The organism is Halosimplex rarum, from assembly GCF_047715405.1.
Taxonomy (GTDB): Archaea; Halobacteriota; Halobacteria; order Halobacteriales; family Haloarculaceae; genus Halosimplex; species Halosimplex rarum.
In genome coordinates, this window is the sequence record NZ_CP180412.1 from 2,214,430 (window position 1) to 2,231,570 (window position 17,141).

At 68.2% G+C, this 17,141-nt stretch carries 13 protein-coding genes; 9 read left to right on the forward strand and 4 right to left on the reverse strand.

Translation table 11 applies throughout. The features are described from left to right. Positions 1–25: 25 nt before the first annotated feature. The 5 genes from mutL (at position 26) to ACMGFH_RS10655 (ending at position 6,721) form a co-directional block, all read left to right on the forward strand. Positions 26–2,299, forward strand: a complete 2,274-nt coding sequence (mutL, locus tag ACMGFH_RS10635; protein WP_415383095.1) for a DNA mismatch repair endonuclease MutL — start codon at positions 26–28, stop codon at positions 2,297–2,299. Between the two features lie 119 nt (positions 2,300–2,418). Next, positions 2,419–3,360, forward strand: a complete 942-nt coding sequence (locus ACMGFH_RS10640; protein WP_415383096.1) for a sugar kinase — start codon at positions 2,419–2,421, stop codon at positions 3,358–3,360. Between the two features lie 141 nt (positions 3,361–3,501). Continuing rightward, positions 3,502–4,737, forward strand: a complete 1,236-nt coding sequence (locus tag ACMGFH_RS10645; protein ID WP_415383097.1) for a PGF-CTERM sorting domain-containing protein — start codon at positions 3,502–3,504, stop codon at positions 4,735–4,737. A 125-nt stretch (positions 4,738–4,862) separates the two neighbouring features. Continuing rightward, the gene (locus ACMGFH_RS10650) at positions 4,863–6,221 is read left to right on the forward strand and encodes an MFS transporter (RefSeq protein ID WP_415383098.1); all 1,359 of its coding nucleotides are present in this window, start codon (positions 4,863–4,865) and stop codon (positions 6,219–6,221) included. 92 nt (positions 6,222–6,313) lie between these two features. Further along, positions 6,314–6,721: a hypothetical protein gene (locus ACMGFH_RS10655; protein WP_415383099.1), complete on the forward strand. Its 408-nt coding sequence runs from the start codon at positions 6,314–6,316 to the stop codon at positions 6,719–6,721. 60 nt (positions 6,722–6,781) lie between these two features. Here the strand turns inward: ACMGFH_RS10655 and ACMGFH_RS10660 are convergent, their stop codons facing one another. After that, the gene (locus ACMGFH_RS10660; RefSeq protein WP_415383100.1) at positions 6,782–7,357 is read right to left on the reverse strand and encodes an LURP-one-related/scramblase family protein; all 576 of its coding nucleotides are present in this window, start codon (positions 7,355–7,357) and stop codon (positions 6,782–6,784) included. Positions 7,358–7,459: 102 nt separating this feature from the next. On the opposite strand from ACMGFH_RS10660, the gene uvrA reads away from it, so the two are divergent. Continuing rightward, a complete protein-coding gene (uvrA, locus tag ACMGFH_RS10665; RefSeq protein WP_415383101.1) occupies positions 7,460–10,462 on the forward strand; it encodes an excinuclease ABC subunit UvrA in 3,003 nt (1,000 codons plus the stop codon). Positions 10,463–10,580: 118 nt separating this feature from the next. Here uvrA and ACMGFH_RS10670 read toward each other — a convergent pair whose 3' ends face one another. Beyond that, positions 10,581–13,376, reverse strand: a complete 2,796-nt coding sequence (locus tag ACMGFH_RS10670) for an RICIN domain-containing protein (RefSeq protein WP_415383102.1) — start codon at positions 13,374–13,376, stop codon at positions 10,581–10,583. 369 nt (positions 13,377–13,745) lie between these two features. Here ACMGFH_RS10670 and ACMGFH_RS10675 point away from each other — a divergent pair, with 369 nt between their 5' ends. Then, positions 13,746–13,919 carry a hypothetical protein gene (locus tag ACMGFH_RS10675; RefSeq protein WP_415383103.1) on the forward strand — a complete coding sequence of 58 codons (174 nt, stop codon included), beginning with the start codon at positions 13,746–13,748 and terminating at the stop codon, positions 13,917–13,919. 22 nt (positions 13,920–13,941) lie between these two features. On the opposite strand, the gene ACMGFH_RS10680 is transcribed toward ACMGFH_RS10675, so the two are convergent. Both ACMGFH_RS10680 and ACMGFH_RS10685 read right to left on the reverse strand, forming a co-directional pair. Further along, complete coding sequence (locus tag ACMGFH_RS10680) at positions 13,942–14,904, reverse strand: glutathione S-transferase family protein (RefSeq protein WP_415383105.1); 963 nt, start codon at positions 14,902–14,904, stop codon at positions 13,942–13,944. Positions 14,905–14,942: 38 nt separating this feature from the next. Next, positions 14,943–15,362, reverse strand: a complete 420-nt coding sequence (locus ACMGFH_RS10685) for a DoxX family protein (RefSeq protein ID WP_415383106.1) — start codon at positions 15,360–15,362, stop codon at positions 14,943–14,945. A gap of 262 nt (positions 15,363–15,624) precedes the next feature. Between ACMGFH_RS10685 and ACMGFH_RS10690 the strand changes: the two genes are divergently transcribed. Beyond that, positions 15,625–15,987 (forward strand): winged helix-turn-helix transcriptional regulator, encoded by a 363-nt coding sequence (locus tag ACMGFH_RS10690; RefSeq protein WP_415383108.1) that lies wholly within the window; start codon positions 15,625–15,627, stop codon positions 15,985–15,987. A gap of 59 nt (positions 15,988–16,046) precedes the next feature. Beyond that, entirely contained in the window at positions 16,047–17,120 is a 1,074-nt protein-coding gene (locus ACMGFH_RS10695; protein WP_415383109.1) for a WD40/YVTN/BNR-like repeat-containing protein, read from the forward strand. Positions 17,121–17,141: the final 21 nt, after the last annotated feature.

The following is a 17,141-nucleotide window of genomic DNA, read 5'->3' on the forward strand; positions in this document are numbered from 1 at the left end:
GCGTCGGCCGATCACGGAGGGGTAGATGAGCGACGACGCCCCGACCGGAACGATCCGCCGCCTCGACGAGGCGACCGTCGAGCGTATCGCCGCCGGCGAGGTGGTCGAGCGCCCGTCCTCGGTCGTGAAGGAACTCGTCGAGAACAGCCTCGACGCCGACGCCTCCCGCGTCGAGGTGAGCGTCGAACGCGGCGGCAAGGACGGTATCCGCGTCGCCGACGACGGGATCGGGATGACCGAGGACGAGGTCCGCCGCGCCGTCGAGGAACACACCACGTCGAAGATCAGCGACATCGACGACCTCGAATCCGGCGTCGCCACGCTGGGCTTCCGCGGCGAGGCGCTGCACGCCATCGGCGCCGTCTCCCGCCTGACGGTCACGACTCGTCCCCGGAGCGATCGCGACGTAGACAGCCCTCGCGGGACGAAGCTCACCGTCGAGGGCGGCGAGGTGACGAGCGTCGAGCCGGCCGGCTGCCCCGAGGGGACCGCCATCGAGGTCGAGGACCTCTTTTTCAACGTCCCCGCCCGCCGGAAGTACCTCAAGCAGGACGGCACGGAGTTCGCCCACGTCAACACGGTCGTCACGAGCTACGCGCTGGCGAACCCCGACATCGCCGTCTCGCTGACCCACGACGACCGCGAGACGTTCGCCACGACGGGCCAGGGTGACCGCCGCGAGGCCGTCATGTCCGTCTACGGCCGCGAGGTCGCCCAGTCGATGGTCGCGGTCGAGGCGGACGAGTCGGATCTGCCGGACGGCCCCCTCGACGGCGTCTCCGGGCTGGTCAGCCACCCGGAGACCACCCGGAGCACTCGCGAGTACCTCTCGACGTACGTCAACGGCCGATACGTCACCGCCGGAGCCGTCAGAGACGCCGTCGTCACGGCCTACGGTCACCAGCTCGCCCCCGATCGGTACCCCTTCGCCGTCCTCTTCCTCGACGTACCCGCCGGTGACGTCGACGTGAACGTCCATCCCCGCAAGCTGGAAGTCCGCTTCGCCGACGAGGAGGGCGTCCGCGAGCAGATCCGGACCGCCGTCGAGTCCGCGCTCCTGGAGGAGGGACTGCTCCGCAGCGGCGCCCCCCGCGGGAAGTCGGCGCCCGAACAGACCGAAATCAATCCCGAACGGAGCGACGAGCCCGGGGGCAAGTTCGATCGAGACGCGGACGGCGAGTCGACCGACGACGCAACCACTGGTGAGGCGACAGACGACGCCACCACGGGCGAGTCGCCCGCCGCCGAATCGGGCGGCCAGTCGAGCGAAGCCGGGGCCGCGGTCGGCTCCGAACCCGCGCACAGCGCCGACGAGACGACTGACTCCACCACCGCCTCGGTCTCGGGCCCGACGTTCTCGTCGGACCCGTCGGCCCCCTCGCCTCGGTCGTCACCGTCGACCGACGGACCCTCGAAGGAAACGCGCCCGACAGACCGGTCGGAGACGGGTGAGGAGAGCGGTTCGGTGGACTCTCGCGACGCGACGACGGCGGACGTGACGGGCGAAACCGGGACCGAGACGACCGAAAACACTGACACAGACGTCGACACCGACACAGACGTTGGCACCGACACCGAGACGCCCGGTGACGCCGACTCACACGACCGGGCTCGGAAGTTCACGGGCGGTCACGGGCAGGCGCGCCTGGGCGGCAGCGAGCCCGAGACCGGACCGACCGACTTCGACGCGCTGCCATCGATGCGCGTTCTCGGGCAGCTGCACGAGACGTACGTCCTCGCCGAGACTGATGAGGGGCTCGTGCTGGTCGACCAGCACGCCGCCGACGAGCGGATCAACTACGAGCGCCTCCGCGACGAGTTTACCGGCGAGACGACGACGCAGGCGCTCGCGTCGCCGGTCGAGCTGTCGCTGACCGCCCGCGAGGCGGAGCTGTTCGAGACCTACGGCGAGGCGCTGTCGACGCTGGGTTTCCGCGCCGAGCGCGTCGGCGACCGGACCGTCGAGGTGCGAACGGTCCCGTCGCTGGTCGCGGACGCCGCCGACCCCGACCTCCTTCGGGACGCGCTGGCGGCGTTCGTCGAGGGCGAAGGCAGCGCTGCCGAGACCGTCGAGGCGGCCGCGGACGAACTGCTCGCCGACCTGGCCTGTTACCCCTCGATCACCGGCAACACGTCCCTGACGGAGGGGTCGGTCCGCGACCTGCTCGCGCGGCTGGACGACTGCGAGAACCCGTGGGCCTGCCCGCACGGGCGCCCCGTCGTCGTCGAGTTCGACGCCGACGAGATCGAGGCCCGCTTCGAGCGCGATTACCCCGGCCACGGCGGCCGCCGGGACTGACGCCCCTCGCGCCGTCGGTTATTCTCGCGGTCTGCCGCGATCTGCCCGGTGACGCACGAAGACCCAGTGACAGGTCCATCCCCCTATGAATTATACCGAATGCTGTCCATGGACGGGGTATGACGGAGCTGGTTACGTTCGGCGAAACGTCGCTACGGGTGTCGCCGGTCGGGGACGAGCGCCTCGAGACGGCCGGTGAGATGCGGATGCGGGTGTCGGGGACGGAAAGCAACGTCGCGGTGGCGGCGAGCGCGATGGGTGCGGACGCGACCTGGCTCTCGAAGCTGCCGGACTCCCCGCTGGGTCGGCGGGTCGAGCGGTCGCTCCACGAACACGGCGTCGACACCGAGATCGCGTGGGCCGACGAGGGGCGACAGGGTCTCCAGTTCGCCGAGCAGGGCCCTCAGCCGCGCGAGGAGCGACTGCTCCAGGACCGCTATCACGCCGCCGCGGCGTCGGTCACGCCCGGCGAGCTGCCCATGGACCGCGTCCAGCGGGCCGACGCGACGTTCGTCGCCGGGAGCACGCTGTCGCTGTCCGGCGACATCGTCGAGACGGCCGAGGCGATCCTGCGAGCGGCGGGGAACGGCCTCGTCGCGATGGACCTGGACTTCCAGCCCGGTCTCTGGTCGGTCGAGGAGGCCCGCGAAACGCTCGACGGCGTGTTCGACGCCGTAGACGTGCTGATCGCGAACGAGGATCAGGCCCGGCGCGTGTTCGACCGGACGGGGTCACCGCGGGAGATCGCCCACGCCATCGCGTCGACCCGGGAGTTCGAGACCGTGGTCATCACCAGGAGCGAACGGGGCGCGCTGGCCTGCCGCGGCAGCGTGATCAACGAGCAAGACGGGATCGAGGTCGACGCGGTCGACCCGACCGGCCAGCACGAGGCGTTCACCGGCGCGTTCCTCGAACGCGTCCTCGCGGGCGCCAAGGCGGACGAGGCGCTGGCCTACGGGGTGGCCGGCGCGACGCTCGCGCGGACGATCCCCGGCGCGATGACGACCGTGACTCGGGCGGAAGTCGACTCCCTGGTCGAGGACCTGCAGAGCGGCCGCTGACCGTCGTCGGCCGCCGGCGGGCCGGCCCGGGATATCCCTCGGCTCCGGGCTGGTGAATTCTCTGGGTGCTCACGGGCGCAGTCGGGAACCAGGAGGCAAACAGTCGACAAAGATATGGGGCCGCCCAATGAGGTTCCAGTCATGGTACGGGCACACGCGCGACTGACTTCGGTTCTGTTCTCGCTGTTCGTCGTCAGCGCGTCCTTCGTCGGGGGCGTCGGCGCGTCGACGACGCAGACGGAGACCGTCACGCTGACAGTAACCGTCGTCGACCAGGGCGGCAACCCCCTCGGCGACGCCCGGCTCTCGGCGACCTGGGAGGACGGCGGGCCGGTCAATCGGACGACCGCCGGCAACGGGAAGGCGTTCCTCGACGTCGCGGAGGGCGCAGACGTCACCATTCGGATCGATCACCCGCACTACGTCCGTAACGAGCCCTACGTCGTCGAGAACGCGAGCGCTCGCGACGTGACCATCGAAGTCGCACAGGAGGGGCGAGCCACCGTCACCGTCGAGGACGAAAGCGCCGCGGTCGGCAACGCCATCGTCCGCATGTTCCACGACGGCCGGCCGGTGGTCAACGCCCGGACGGCCGCCGACGGGACGTTCACCACCGACGACATCGAACAGGGCAACTACACGCTCATCACGTTCAAGGAGGGGTACCTGCGCAACCGGACGACGCTGACGGTGGACGGACAGGTCAGCCAGTCGATGACCATCGAGCAGGATTCGGTGCTCGTCACGTTCGGCGTCACCGACGACCACTTCGACCCGCCGCGGTCGGTCACGGACGCCAACGTCACCGTCCAGGACGTCGCAGACGTGACCACGCAGGGGACCGGCAGCGTCACCGTCAGCGTCCCCGTCAACGACGCCTACGACGTGACGATCACGAAGGCCGGCTACGAGCGCGTGACCGAGCGCCTGTCGGTCCGCGAGTCTGAGACCACGCTCAACGCGTCCATCCAGCGCGAACCCGCTATCAGCGTCCGGGCCGACAGCGACCGCGTGGTCGTCGGCGAACCCGTCCGCGTGACGGTCACCGACGAGTACGACAACCCCGTCTCCGGCGCCTCGGTCGGCGTCGGCGACTCGTCGGTCGGCGAGACCGACGAGAACGGCGTTATCAGCGTCCCCGTCGAGAGCGCCGGGAACGTCACTATCTCGGCCGAGTCCGACGGCCGCGAGGCAAGCGTGACCGTCGAGGGCGTCCAGGCGGGCGGCGACGACACGCCGACGCCGACCGCGACGGCGACGGCCACGTCGACCGTCACCGACACGGACACCGACAGCGGTGCCGGCCCCGGATTCGGCGCGGCCGGCGCGCTGGCTGCGCTCCTCCTCGGTGCCATCGCGGCCCGCCGCCGGGACTGACTGAACCCGGCTGAATCGCGACATTCTATACCTCGGACCGGTCGGGAACGTCCTGCAGGGGAGTGCATACCGGTAATCGTCGCCGCCTCGCGGACGCTTAGGTGCGGGGGAGCGGACCCACGAGTATGGCCACCGAGGCGCCGAGCGTCCGGTCGACGGTGCGGCAGTTCTTCTCGCTGGAGCGGGACGTGCTCGTCCTCTCGCTGGCGATGTTCGCCTTCAGCCTCGGCTTCCAGATGACCGGCCGCTACCTCTCGGAGTACCTCGTCGTCCTCGGCGCGACGCCCTTCGTCGTCGGCCTCTACGGCTCGTTCGGCAATATCATCAGCGCGGTCTACCCCTACGCCGGCGGCGTCTTCTCCGACCGCGTCGGCTCGCGGTACGCGCTGACCCTGTTCGGCCTGCTGTCGACCTTCGGCTTCCTCGTCTGGCTGGTCGCGCCCCTCGTCGGCCCCATCGACCTCGGCGCCGTCGTCCTCGAACCGTGGCTGTGGATCTTCGTCGGTCTGGTCCTCGCGCAGGCCTGGAAGTCCTTCGGCCTCGGCGCGACCTTCGCTATCGTCAAACAGAGCGTCCCCGACGAGCGCCTCGCGCGCGGGTTCGCCAGCACCGAGACGTTCCGCCGGACGGCGTTCCTGGTCGGCCCGCTGCTGGCCGCCGGACTGCTTTTTTACTTCGGCGGGACCGGCGAGGAAGACATCCTCCCCGGCTTCCTGTACGTCCTGGCGGTCGCCGTCGGCTTCGGCGTCGTCGCCACCGCGATCCAGCACGTCCGCTACGAGACCGACGCCGACTCCTTCGGCAAGCAGTTCGAGGGCGTCGCCCAGATCCGAAGCGACCTGGCGGACCTGCCAGAGACGCTCCGCCCGCTGCTCGTCGCGGACACGCTCGTGCGCTTCGCGAACGGGATGGTGTACGGCTTCTTCATCCTCGTCATCACGCGCGTCTACGAACTGGACGTGACCCTGTTCGGCTACTCCCTCAACCCCGCCGTCTTTTTCGGCGTCCTGCTCGGCGTCGAGATGGTCGTCGCGCTCCTCTCGATGGCGCCCGCGGCCATCGCCGCCGAGCGGGTGGGATTGAAGCCCGTCGTCGCTCTCGGGTTCGCCGTCTACGCGGTCTTCCCCGTGTTGCTCATCTCCGCGCCGGCCGACCCGCTCGTCATCACGCTCCTCTTCGCGTTCTCGGGACTGCGCTTCGCCGGCCTCCCCTCGCACAAGGCGCTGATCGTCGGTCCCGCCGAGCGCGACGCCGGCGGGCGCGTCACGGGCGCGTACTACCTGCTCCGGAACACGATCGTCATCCCCAGCGCCGCGCTGGGGGGCTACCTTTACGACAGCGACTGGGTGGTCGAGTTGCCCGCCGGCCCGCTGGACCTGCTGACGGCCGGCCCGGAACTCGCCTTCACCGTCGCGAGCGCCGTCGGCGTCGTCGGCGTCGGCTACTTCCTCGTCTTCGGCGAGGAGTTCGAGGCCTACGCCTGAACGGCGCTCCGGAGCCCCGTGAGCGGCGCCGGGCCGGACACCCCGTGAACGCCGGCGACAGGCCTATCTCTCAGCCAGTGCTATGTGGTAGCATGGCTATCGACGGTGAAACTCCCGGCGCGGACCTGACCGACTGCGAGGTCGAGGCGCTCCACGAGGTCGAACTCGGGCTGGAGTGGCTCAGGCGCGCCCACGGCAAGCTGGTGGAGTTCCACCACAACACCGGCCACGCGATGGAACATCTCGACGAGGCCGAGACGCTGCTCCGCGAGTGCGGCCACGAGGGCCTCGCCGACGAGATCCGCGAGCGCCACCTCCCGCGGGGGGTCGTCGACGAACACCGCTGGTCGTACGACGTGCTGGAGTCGTTCGAGGACGACTTCATGACCGAGATGTCCGCCTTCGCGGAGCACACGCGCACTGACCTCGCCGACGGTCGCCGCCACGTCGCCGAACGCCGGCAAGAGCGCGAGTGGAAGCGGGGCGCCGAGGAAGAGTGAAAAAACCGGATTTGCCCCGGAACGAACGCGTCGCATCCGCCGAGCGCAGAGAGGTCGGCTCTAGTGATTCTGGATCGCGTCGATGACCATCGCCGCGGCGACGATGGGCTCTTTGGGGACGTTGGAGGCGTCGTCGATAGTGACGTCGTAGCGGTCGCGGATCGAGAAGTGCGCCTGGAGGGTGCCGACGTGGCCGCCGTTCGGGTCGGCGATCTCGTACTTGTGAGGGATGAGGCTCCCGAAGGGGAGGTAGTGGCGGGCGAGGGTGTAGAGCGCACCCCGGGAGTCGAGCGTGGCGAGTGCCTCGCCGGTGTCGACGTCGCGGACCGTCCAGGTGTCCTGGAAGATGGAGAAGTCGTTGTCGAGGACGACCAGGTCCTCGCCGGTCTGGGAATCGGTCAGGGTGTAGTTGCCGGCGACGTCCAGCATGCTCCCGGCCTTGACCGAGAAGACGTCGTTGCCGTCGCCGTCGACGAACGGGAACTCCTCCTTGAGCTTGAACATCTTCTGCTTGCCGCGCAGGACGACGTTCCCGGCGCTGTCGAGCGCCTTGTACTTGTTCCGGATCAGCGACTGCTCGACGGTGTAGCTGTCGTCGGAGAGCTCCAGTCCCGCGATGTCGTACGTTCCGGCCATGCCCCCAACTGTCCCGCCCCTTGTATATAAAGTGTGACAGTCGGGTGGCGGAAACCGGCGAACCGACAGCGTTTCACACCCCCAGTTCTTGACGTGGGATAGATGAGCAAAGACGTCATCGAGGTCCGCGGGGCAGAGGAACACAACCTCAAGGACGTCGACGTGACGATCCCCCGAGAGGAACTGACAGTCGTCACCGGGCTGTCCGGGTCGGGGAAGTCCTCGCTCGCGTTCGACACCGTCTACGCCGAGGGGCAACGCCGCTACATCGAGTCGCTGTCGGCCTACGCGCGCAACTTCCTCGGGCAGATGGACAAGCCGAAAGTCGAGAACGTCGAGGGGCTCTCGCCGGCGATCTCTATCGACCAGAAGAACGCCGCGAACAATCCCCGCTCGACGGTCGGGACCGTCACCGAACTCCACGACTACCTCCGCCTGCTGTACGCTCGCGTCGGCACGCCTCACTGCCCCGAGTGCGGCCGCGAAGTCGGCGAGCAGTCCGCCCAGCACATGGTCGACCGCATCCTCGAACTCCCCGAGGGCACCCGCGCGAAGATCCTCGCGCCGGTCGTCCGCGACCAGAAGGGCGCCTTCGAGGACCTGTTCGACGAACTCGTCGCCGAGGGGTACGCCCGAGTCGAGGTCGACGGCGAACAGCACGACCTCTCGCTCGACCGCCCCGACCTCGACGAGAACTACGACCACACCATCGACGTGGTCGTCGACCGCGTGAAGGTGAGCCCGGACGCCCGCTCGCGGATCACCGACTCCGTCGAGACGGCACTCGAAGAGAGCGACGGCATCATCAAGGTCGCGCTCCCCGACCCGCCCGAGGACGCCGAACTGGGCGGCGCGACCACTCGCTCGGTCGGTGACCTCGGTGACGAGGGCGAAGACGCGGCCGACGCCGCGGCCGACGACCGCCTCGTCGTCGAGTTCTCCGAGGACCTGGCGTGCACCCACTGCGACATCGACATCAGCGAGATCGAGACGCGCTCGTTCTCGTTCAACAGCCCCTACGGCGCCTGCCCGGCGTGTGAGGGGCTCGGCGAGACGAAGGAGGTCAGCGAGGACCTGGTGATCCAGGACCGCTCGAAGCCGCTGAAACACGTCTTCGCGCCCTGGAGCTACGACCGCACCTACTACTCGCGCCAGCTCGACAACGTCGCCGAGCACTTCGGCGTCTCGCTTTCCACGCCGTTCGAGGAGTTAGACGAGTCGATCCGTCGGCAGTTCCTCTACGGGACCGACAGCCGCGTCCACTTCGAGTGGCGGACCAAGAACGGCACCCGCGAGAAGACCGAGCGCTTCGAGGGCGTCATCCCCAACCTCGAACGCCGCCACGTCGAGACCGACTCCGACCGCGCCCGCGAGCACATCGAGGAGTACATGGCGACGACGACCTGCCCCGAGTGCGAGGGGACCCGGCTGAAGGCCGAGTCCCGCGCGGTCCTCGTCGACGGCACCGCGATCACCGAGGTCAACCGCCTCTCGATCGGCGACGCGCTGGAGCACTTCGAGGGCGTCGAGCGGAACCTGGACGAACGCGACACCATGATCGCCGAGGAGATCCTCAAGGAGATCCGCGCGCGCCTCGGGTTCATGGTCGAGGTCGGGCTGGAGTACCTGACCTTAGACCGGGAGGCGGCCACGCTCTCCGGCGGGGAGAGCCAGCGCATCCGGCTGGCCACCCAGATCGGGAGCGGCCTCGTCGGCGTGCTGTACGTCCTCGACGAGCCCTCCATCGGGCTCCACCAGCGCGACAACGACCGCCTGCTGAACACGCTTGCCGAACTGCGCGACCTCGGGAACACGCTGCTCGTCGTCGAACACGACACCGAGACGATGCGCCGCGCGGACACCATCATCGACATGGGTCCCGGCCCCGGCAAGCGCGGCGGCGAGGTCGTCGTCAACGGCGACTTCGACGAGGTGATCGACTGCGAGGAGAGCACCACCGGCGACTACCTCTCCGGCGAGCGCGCGATCCCGGTGCCCGACGAGCGCCGCGACCCCGACGGAGCGATCACCATCGAGGGCGCCCGCCAGCACAACCTCAAGGACCTCGACGTGGACCTGCCCGTCGGCAACTTCACCGCCATCACCGGCGTCTCCGGGTCGGGCAAGTCCACGCTGATGCACGACGTGCTCTACAAGGCGCTCGCCCGCGAGATGCACGGCAACTCCGACGTGAACCCCGGCGAGCACGACGGGCTCTCCGGCCTCGACAACATCGAGACCGTGCGACTCATCGACCAGTCGCCCATCGGCCGGACCCCGCGCTCGAACCCCGCCACGTACACCAACGTCTTCGACCACATCCGCGAGCTGTTCGCCGAGACGAACCTCGCCAAACAGCGCGGCTACGAGAAGGGCCGCTTCTCGTTCAACGTCAAGGGCGGCCGCTGCGAGGAGTGTGGCGGCCAGGGCACGGTCACCATCGAGATGAACTTCCTCTCGGACGTGCAGGTGCCCTGCGAGGAGTGCGGCGGCGCGCGCTACAACCGCGAGACGCTCGACGTGACTTACAAGGACGCCACTATCGCGGACGTACTCGACATGAGCATCGACGAGGCCTACGACTTCTTCGAGGGCCACAGCCAGATCCGCCGCCGGCTGAAGCTCCTGAAAGACGTCGGCCTCGACTACATGCAGCTCGGCCAGCCGTCGACCACGCTCTCGGGCGGCGAGGCCCAGCGCGTCAAACTCGCCGAAGAGCTGGGGAAGAAAGACTCCGGCGAGACGCTGTACCTACTGGACGAGCCGACGACGGGGCTGCACCCCCACGACGAGCGCAAGCTCATCGACGTGCTGCACCGCCTGACCGACGACGGCAACACCGTCGTCGTCATCGAGCACGAACTCGACCTCGTGAAGAACGCCGACCACATCGTCGACCTCGGCCCCGAGGGCGGCGAAGCCGGCGGCCAACTCGTCGCCGAGGGCACCCCCGAGGAAGTCGCCCGCACCGACGGCTCCTACACCGGGACGTACCTCCGGGACCTGCTCCCCGACGTGGACATGGAAGGCCCGCGCGGCGACCGCGTCGTCACCGCAAACGCGGACGGCGAAGCCGAGACGGCGCCGAGAGCCGACGACGACTGAGTTCGTCCGCGGACAGCCGCCGATTCCCGCGACGTGTTCCTCAAACTCGTGGCCGCCGAGGACGGAACCTCGAGAACTGCTATCTCGACGGACCCGAAGTCCTCGGGTTCGTCGAGCGTCAGGCCGAGGGGTCGAGGAAGGCGAACTGCTGGTTGTCGCCGTTGGTCGCGCTCCAGATCCCGACGTTCGCACCGTCCTCGGTGCTTATACCGAAGACGTCCACAGCGAAGTCGTCGGGGGCGTCCATCGGCCGGAGGCTGCAGTACCCGTTGGCCACGGGCAGGACCTTCCACTTCTGGTAGTCCGCGCCCTCCCAGGAGGCCTGGACGGCGTCCGCGCCCTCCGAGGCGCCGCCGTCGGCTTCCATCACGAGCCCGCTGTTGACGTTCTCGATCCGGTACACGCCGTCTTCGAGTTCCGTCACCTCCCAGCGCTGGTAGTCTGCGCCCTCCCAGACACCCTGCTGGACGTTCGCTCCGTCGTCCGTGGAGCCGTCGGCCACCTCGACGACCTTGTCGTCGGCGGTGTGCCTCGCGGTCAGACGGTAGGTGCCCGCTGCGACGTCGACCGTGACCGTCACGGAGTACGTCGCCGTGCACCCGCTTTCGGCGGTGGCGTTCAGGTTGACGGTGTACTCGCCGGGTTGGTCGTAGCTATGGGTCGCCGACCAACCCGTCGCGGTCGTGCCGTCGCCGAACTCCCACGACAGGGAGTCGATCGAGTTCTCGTCGCCGGAGATGTCCTCCGCCTCGAAGTCGATGGACTCGCCCATGTCGACGCGGGTCGCACTCGGCACGGCCCGCGCGATCGGGTCCAGTTCGTCGATCGTGATCGTCTCGATGTCGGTCGTCGTCTCCCCGTTTTTGCCCGTCGCGGTTAGCTTGACGGAGTACACACCCAGTTCGTCGTAGGTGTGACTGGTCGACCAGCCCGTCGCAGTCGTGCCGTCGCCCAGCTCCCACGACAGGGAGCGGATCTTCCGGCCGTTGCCCGTCAGGTCCTCCGCGTCGAATTCGATCTCGTCGCAGAGGGTCGCATCGGTCTCACTGGCCGAGATTTCGGCGAGTTTGTCGTGTCCGGCGGGTTCGAACGAGGTCTTGATGTCGGGTTTCGGCGGGTCGTCCATCCCGTGGCCGAGGAAGAAACTGGGCCACGGCGGCTGGTTGTACCCGACGTTCTGGCGCGCGATGCCGGTCCGGTACTGCGGGTCGTGCAACAGCGTATACAGCCGGTTGTCGGTCTCGTGTGGCGTCGCGTAGAGGCGCAGGTGACTGCTGTCCTCGGCCCGCCAGATTACCTCCTCGCGCCAGTCACCGAGGATGTCCCCCGACAGACACGGGTTGCCCTTCGTCCAGTTGTTCGAGCGAGTGCCCTCGAACGATTTCAGGAGGTCGAGTTCCTGGGCCTCGGGGTCCCACTTCTGGATGTTGCCGATACCGACCCCGTCGCCTTGCCAGTCGTGGTCGAGCAGTTCGCGGTGGAGGTCGCCCGTCCACCAGATCCCCGAGTTCACCGAATTGATGGCGCTCTCACTGATCGACTCACCGTCGGCGGTGAACGTACCGGCGATGTCACTCCCGGTTTCCAGGGGTTGGCCCCCCCACGCTTCCGCTCCCTCGTAGTTCGGATCGACGTCGGCGACCATCGCTCTGCCGACGTCCGCACCGTTCCTGACGGCCCAGATGTACTCGCCCGTCTCGGCGTCGCGCATCGACAGGCTCGGCGCCCCCTCGGCCGGATACTCGGCGGGGACGAAGATCTCCAGACCCTCGCGGTCTGGGATGAAGTCACCGCAGTGCTGAGCGTCGGGGTTCGACATCGTCGTCGTGTGCAGGCCGGTGCCGTCGTGGTCGATGACCGCCCCGCCGAAGACGATCTCGTCCCTGCCGTCGTCGTCGACGTCCGCGGTGGCCAGGCTGTGGGCGCCCACGCCCTCGTACTCCTCGTTCCCGTCCTCGCTATCGAAGATCCAGCGTAACTCGAGTTCACCCTGCCGGAAGTCGAAGGCGGCGAGCATCGTCTTCTCGTAGTAGCCCCGCGTGAACACGATGCTCGGTCGCTCGCCGTCGAGGTAGGCGGTCCCCGCGAGGAACCGGTCGACGCGGTTCCCGTAGCAGTCGCCCCAGTCGCAGGCGTCTCCGCGCGCGGGCTGGAAGTCCTCCGTCGCGAGTTCCTCGCCCGTTTCGCCGTCGAAGACGGTGAGATACTCCGGTCCTTCGAGGACGTATCCGGACGGGTTCGTCCAATCGGCGTCCGGATCGCCGATGACGTTGCCGGCCGCGTCTTCGGTCCCGTCGGCCGTCCGCACCACGAGCTCCGACTTGCCGTCGCCGTCGAAGTCGTACACCTGGAACGGCGTGTAGTGCGCGCCGGCTCGGACGTTCTGACCGAGGTTGATCCGCCAGAGGTGTTCCCCCTCCATCGTGTACCCGTCGAGCAGGACGTCGCTCGTCTGCCCCGACTGGGCGTTGTCCTTCGCGTTCGACGGGGACCACTTCTGGACGATGTCGAGCGTGCCGTCGCCCGTGAGGTCGCCGAGACTCGCGTCGTTCGCGTGGTACGTGACCGTCTCGCCGTCCTCCCCCTCGACCGGGTCGGGCTTGTTCAGTGGGATCTCCTTGTACTGGTCGTCCCACACCTCGACCGATTCCGACATCCCGGGCTTTCGGTCGTCTTTTTTGCGCTTACCGCCGGCCCGCCCGTTACCGACCGCGCGAACCGCGTAGGTCGAATCGGTCGTCCCGTCGGGGTCGAGGTAGTTCGTGCTGTCAGTGATCGGTTTGTTGTTCAGCCGTTCACCGTCTCGGAATACGTGGAAGCCGAGATCGGCGGGTTCTGTCCCGAACAGTCGCCATCGGAGCAACACCCCGTCTTCCGTCGGAACGGCGACGAGCCCCCGTTCGAGAGACTCCATCTGCCGCGTACCGTCCGTGTCGGGTCCGTTCCGTTTCCCCTTCCCGGTGGTTGCCGCACTGATCCCGCTGGTCCCCAACAACGCCCCTCCGGCAGCGATTCCCCCGAGGAACTCGCGCCGGTTCTGTCGATACCGACCCTCGCTTTCATCTTCATCTAACATTGTGTTTTTCGCCACAACGTTGCCATTTGAAGTCATTTTGTATGAACGTTTGGGTATTGACAACCCTTCACACATGATAGTCTGGCAATTTATTGACCAGTCGTACCCCGTCGGTTCCGTCCGCTTCGAGTGGACGACTGCGGCGGGACTGTCCGGGTCGAGGGCGGGATCCGAAAGGATTTATCGACCACCGGCATGCGATAGCCAATGGTCTCACGGCATACGGGAGAAACCGCGCTACTGGTCGCGGTCGGTATCGCTGGTTTCGTCACCGCACAGTCGCTCAACACGCCCGAAGTGTTCGCCGGTCTCATCCTGGTCGCGTTCGCCGTCGTCGCACCGACCGTGCGCGGCGAACAGCGCCGTCGACGCGACGCCTGAGGAGCACGACTCCAACGGCCAGTTACGCGGAAGGCGGCATTCCCGGCAGTTCGTCCCGGTCGTGGGATGCCCCGAAGTCGACGTCGGGACCGACGGGAACGAACCCGGTCGGGTTGATCTGCTCGTGGCTGCGGTAGTAGTGCTCCTTGACGTGCTCCAGGTTCACCGTTCCTGCGACGCCGCCCGTCTGGTAGACGTCACGCGTGAATCCCCAGAGGTTCGGGTAGTCGACGAGGCGGCGGACATTGCACTTGAAGTGGGTGTGGTAGACGGCGTCGAACCGGACGAGCGTCGGGAACAGCCGCAGGTCCGCCAGCGTCAGGCGGTCGCCGAGCAGGTACCGCCGGTCCGAGAGGTGACTCTCCCAGCGGTCGAGCGCGTCGAACACCGTCCCGACTGCGTCCTCGTACTCGGACTGCGACTCCGCGAAGCCCGCGCGGTAGACGCCGCGGTTGAGCGGGCGGTAGAGTTCGCCGATGTATCGATCTATCTCCTCCCGATGGCCCGCGGGATAGAGGTCGACGCTGCGGTAGCCCGCGAACGCGTCGGCGAGCGTCCGCATGATCTCGTCGGACTCCTCGTTGACGATGGTTCCTGCCCGTTCGTCCCAGAGGACCGGCACGGACACCCGGCCGGTGTAGTCCGGGTCGGCCGCGGTGTAGACCTCTCGGAGGTAGTCGCTCCCGTGGAGGCGATCGGGCGTGCAACCGTCCTTTTCGGCGGTGAACTCCCAGCCGTCGTCGCGGCGGTGGGGGTCGACGACGCTGATCCCGATCGCGTCGTCGAGGCCGAGGAGCGCGCGCGTCAGCAACGTCCCGTGGGCCCAGGGACAGGCCCAGGAGACGTAGAGGTGATACCGGTCGGAGTCGGCCGGATGTCGGTCGGTCCCGACCGCCGATCTGAACTCGGTCTCCTCGTAGTCGAAGTCCACGCGGTCGTCGTTCGTTACGTCGCTCAACCACTCGCCGTCGATGAGTCGTCCCATGGATGTCGTGTGTTCGTCGGTGTGTGTTTGCGGGCGATTCAGACCACGGAGGGGCCGACGGCGTACGGCCAGGCGGCCGTCGAGAGCGCCAGAAAGACCAGCGCCGCACCGGCCAGTCCCGCGTTCTTCAGGAAGTGGATCAGCTCGTTCTGTCGGTCTTCTCCTTCCTGCCCCCAGAAGTCGTGCATCACCGGCGTGACGCCGACGAGGAAACCGATCACGAGGAGCGCGCCCACGGCCGGGAACGCGCCCACCAGGATCGACGCGGCGCCGCCGATCAGCGCCACGCTCGACAGCGGTACCAGTATTCGTGGTGCCGGCGCGCCCTTGTGCGCGGCGTAGCCCACGGTCTCCTCCAGGTCGAGCAGGTTACCCAGCGCCATGAAGCCCAGCACGGCCGCGAACAACCCGCGACCGAGCAACAGCGCCACCCCGGCGCCCGTCGACTCGAAGACCATCAGATCGACACCTCCCCGACAGCGACCGTTCCTGCCTCTCCGCTCACGGCACCGTCCGTCGAACCCGCGTCGGCTGATTCCGCGTCGATGCGACCGTTTGCGTGTGTTGCGTTCATCGCAGTCACACCTTTCGCTGTCGCCCACATTAATATCAGGTATATTATGCTATACCGGGTTGGGTCGGATCGACCAGGTATACCGCGGTGTACCGGGACGTGTCCCAGCGGGAGATTTTTCACGCAGATGGCCGAATCGACGGGTGATGCAGACGAACGACCCGGACGACCCGTTCGCGGACGTGGACCCGCAGGCGTGCCCGACCGCGGAGTCCCTGGACGTGATCGGGACGCGGTGGCGCCTCAACGTCCTCCACGACCTGCACGACGAGGGGGAGATGCGGTTCAACGAACTCAAGGAGGCGACGGGTGCGAGTTCGCGGACGCTTTCGCAGTCGCTCGACGCGCTGACGGAGGCGGGCCTCGTCGACAAGCGCATGGAGGAGGCCGCGCCCGTCGCGACCTTCTACTCGCTGACCGAGAAGGGCGTAGCGCTCGGTCCGGTGTTCGAAGAACTCGACGCGTGGGCCCGGGAATACGTCGACCCCGCAGAGTACACCGGGGAGTGACCGGCTCCTGAAATCGATTTCAGCGAGCAGTTAAACGGTTCCCACCCCTCCGATCGAGTATGACCGACGTCACCGCCTACGCCGCCCTAGACGACCGCCTGCTGGTCGTCCGCGGCAGCGCCGACAGCGACGACTGGTCCACGAGCGAACGGCTCGTCGGCCGCGACTTCGAATCGGTCGCGGCGAGTCCCGAACGGCCCGAGCGAGCGTTCGCCGGCACCGTCGAGTCGGGCGTCCAGCGCACGACCGACGGGGGCGACAGCTGGGACCACGTCGCCCCAGACGTCGACGACCGCGTCACCGCGCTGACCGTCAGTCCGCACGACCCTGACACGGTGTGGGCCGGGACGGAACCCTCGGCGGTCTACCGCTCCACCGATGGTGGCGACTCGTGGGAGTCGCTGCCGCCGCTGACGGATCTCCCCTCCGAATCTGAGTGGTCGTTTCCGCCGCGGCCGCACACCCACCACGTGCGATGGCTGGAGGTCGACCCGCACGACTCCGAGCGGCTATACGTCGCGATCGAAGCGGGCGCGCTCGTCCGGACCGACGATGCACTGGCGAGTCGCGCGGGCGAAGCCGACGGCACGGAGACGTGGCAAGACCGACCCGACGGGGCGCGCCGCGACAACCACACGCTGGCGACCCATCCCGACGCCGAGGGGCGCGTCTACACCGCCGCCGGCGACGGCTACGCGCAGTCCGAGGACGGCGGCGACACCTGGACGTATCCGCAGGACGGGCTCGACCATCGCTACGTCTGGGGCATGGCCGTCCCGCGCTCGGACCCCGACACCGTCGTCGTCTCCGCCGCCAGGGGCGCCCGGAGCGCCCACTCCGTCTCGGCCGCCGAGGCGTACGTCTACCGGACGACGGGTGCGGCCGGCGGGCACGGAGACGAACGCGCCGACCGCGGTGATGAGACGGAGTGGTCCCTCGCGATGGACGGGTTGCCAGAGGCCGAGGGGACCGTTCGGTCGGTACTGGCCGCCGCAGGCGGGCCGGTCTTGCTCGCCCTCAACAACCGCGGGCTCTACCGCTCGGCAGACGCCGGCGAGTCCTGGGATCGGCTCGGCGTCGAGTGGCCGGACGAGTACGAGTCGCAGACGCCGCGCGGACTCGCCGTGGTCTGAGAGACGCCAGGGCGCGGAACG

Bases quoted from the DNA above. Each gene is read 5' to 3' on its own strand.
- ACMGFH_RS10660 (WP_415383100.1), bottom strand. From the start codon at position 7,357: ATGGCCGGAACGTACGACATCGCGGGACTGGAGCTCTCCGACGACAGC.
- ACMGFH_RS10685 (WP_415383106.1), bottom strand. From the start codon at position 15,362: ATGGTCTTCGAGTCGACGGGCGCCGGGGTGGCGCTGTTGCTCGGTCGC.
- ACMGFH_RS10650 (WP_415383098.1), top strand. From the start codon at position 4,863: ATGGCCACCGAGGCGCCGAGCGTCCGGTCGACGGTGCGGCAGTTCTTC.
- ACMGFH_RS10655 (WP_415383099.1), top strand. From the start codon at position 6,314: ATGGCTATCGACGGTGAAACTCCCGGCGCGGACCTGACCGACTGCGAG.
- ACMGFH_RS10680 (WP_415383105.1), bottom strand. From the start codon at position 14,904: ATGGGACGACTCATCGACGGCGAGTGGTTGAGCGACGTAACGAACGAC.
- mutL (WP_415383095.1), top strand. From the start codon at position 26: ATGAGCGACGACGCCCCGACCGGAACGATCCGCCGCCTCGACGAGGCG.
- ACMGFH_RS10690 (WP_415383108.1), top strand. From the start codon at position 15,625: ATGCAGACGAACGACCCGGACGACCCGTTCGCGGACGTGGACCCGCAG.
- ACMGFH_RS10695 (WP_415383109.1), top strand. From the start codon at position 16,047: ATGACCGACGTCACCGCCTACGCCGCCCTAGACGACCGCCTGCTGGTC.
- ACMGFH_RS10675 (WP_415383103.1), top strand. From the start codon at position 13,746: ATGGTCTCACGGCATACGGGAGAAACCGCGCTACTGGTCGCGGTCGGT.
- uvrA (WP_415383101.1), top strand. From the start codon at position 7,460: ATGAGCAAAGACGTCATCGAGGTCCGCGGGGCAGAGGAACACAACCTC.
- ACMGFH_RS10670 (WP_415383102.1), bottom strand. From the start codon at position 13,376: ATGGAGTCTCTCGAACGGGGGCTCGTCGCCGTTCCGACGGAAGACGGG.
- ACMGFH_RS10640 (WP_415383096.1), top strand. From the start codon at position 2,419: ATGACGGAGCTGGTTACGTTCGGCGAAACGTCGCTACGGGTGTCGCCG.
- ACMGFH_RS10645 (WP_415383097.1), top strand. From the start codon at position 3,502: ATGGTACGGGCACACGCGCGACTGACTTCGGTTCTGTTCTCGCTGTTC.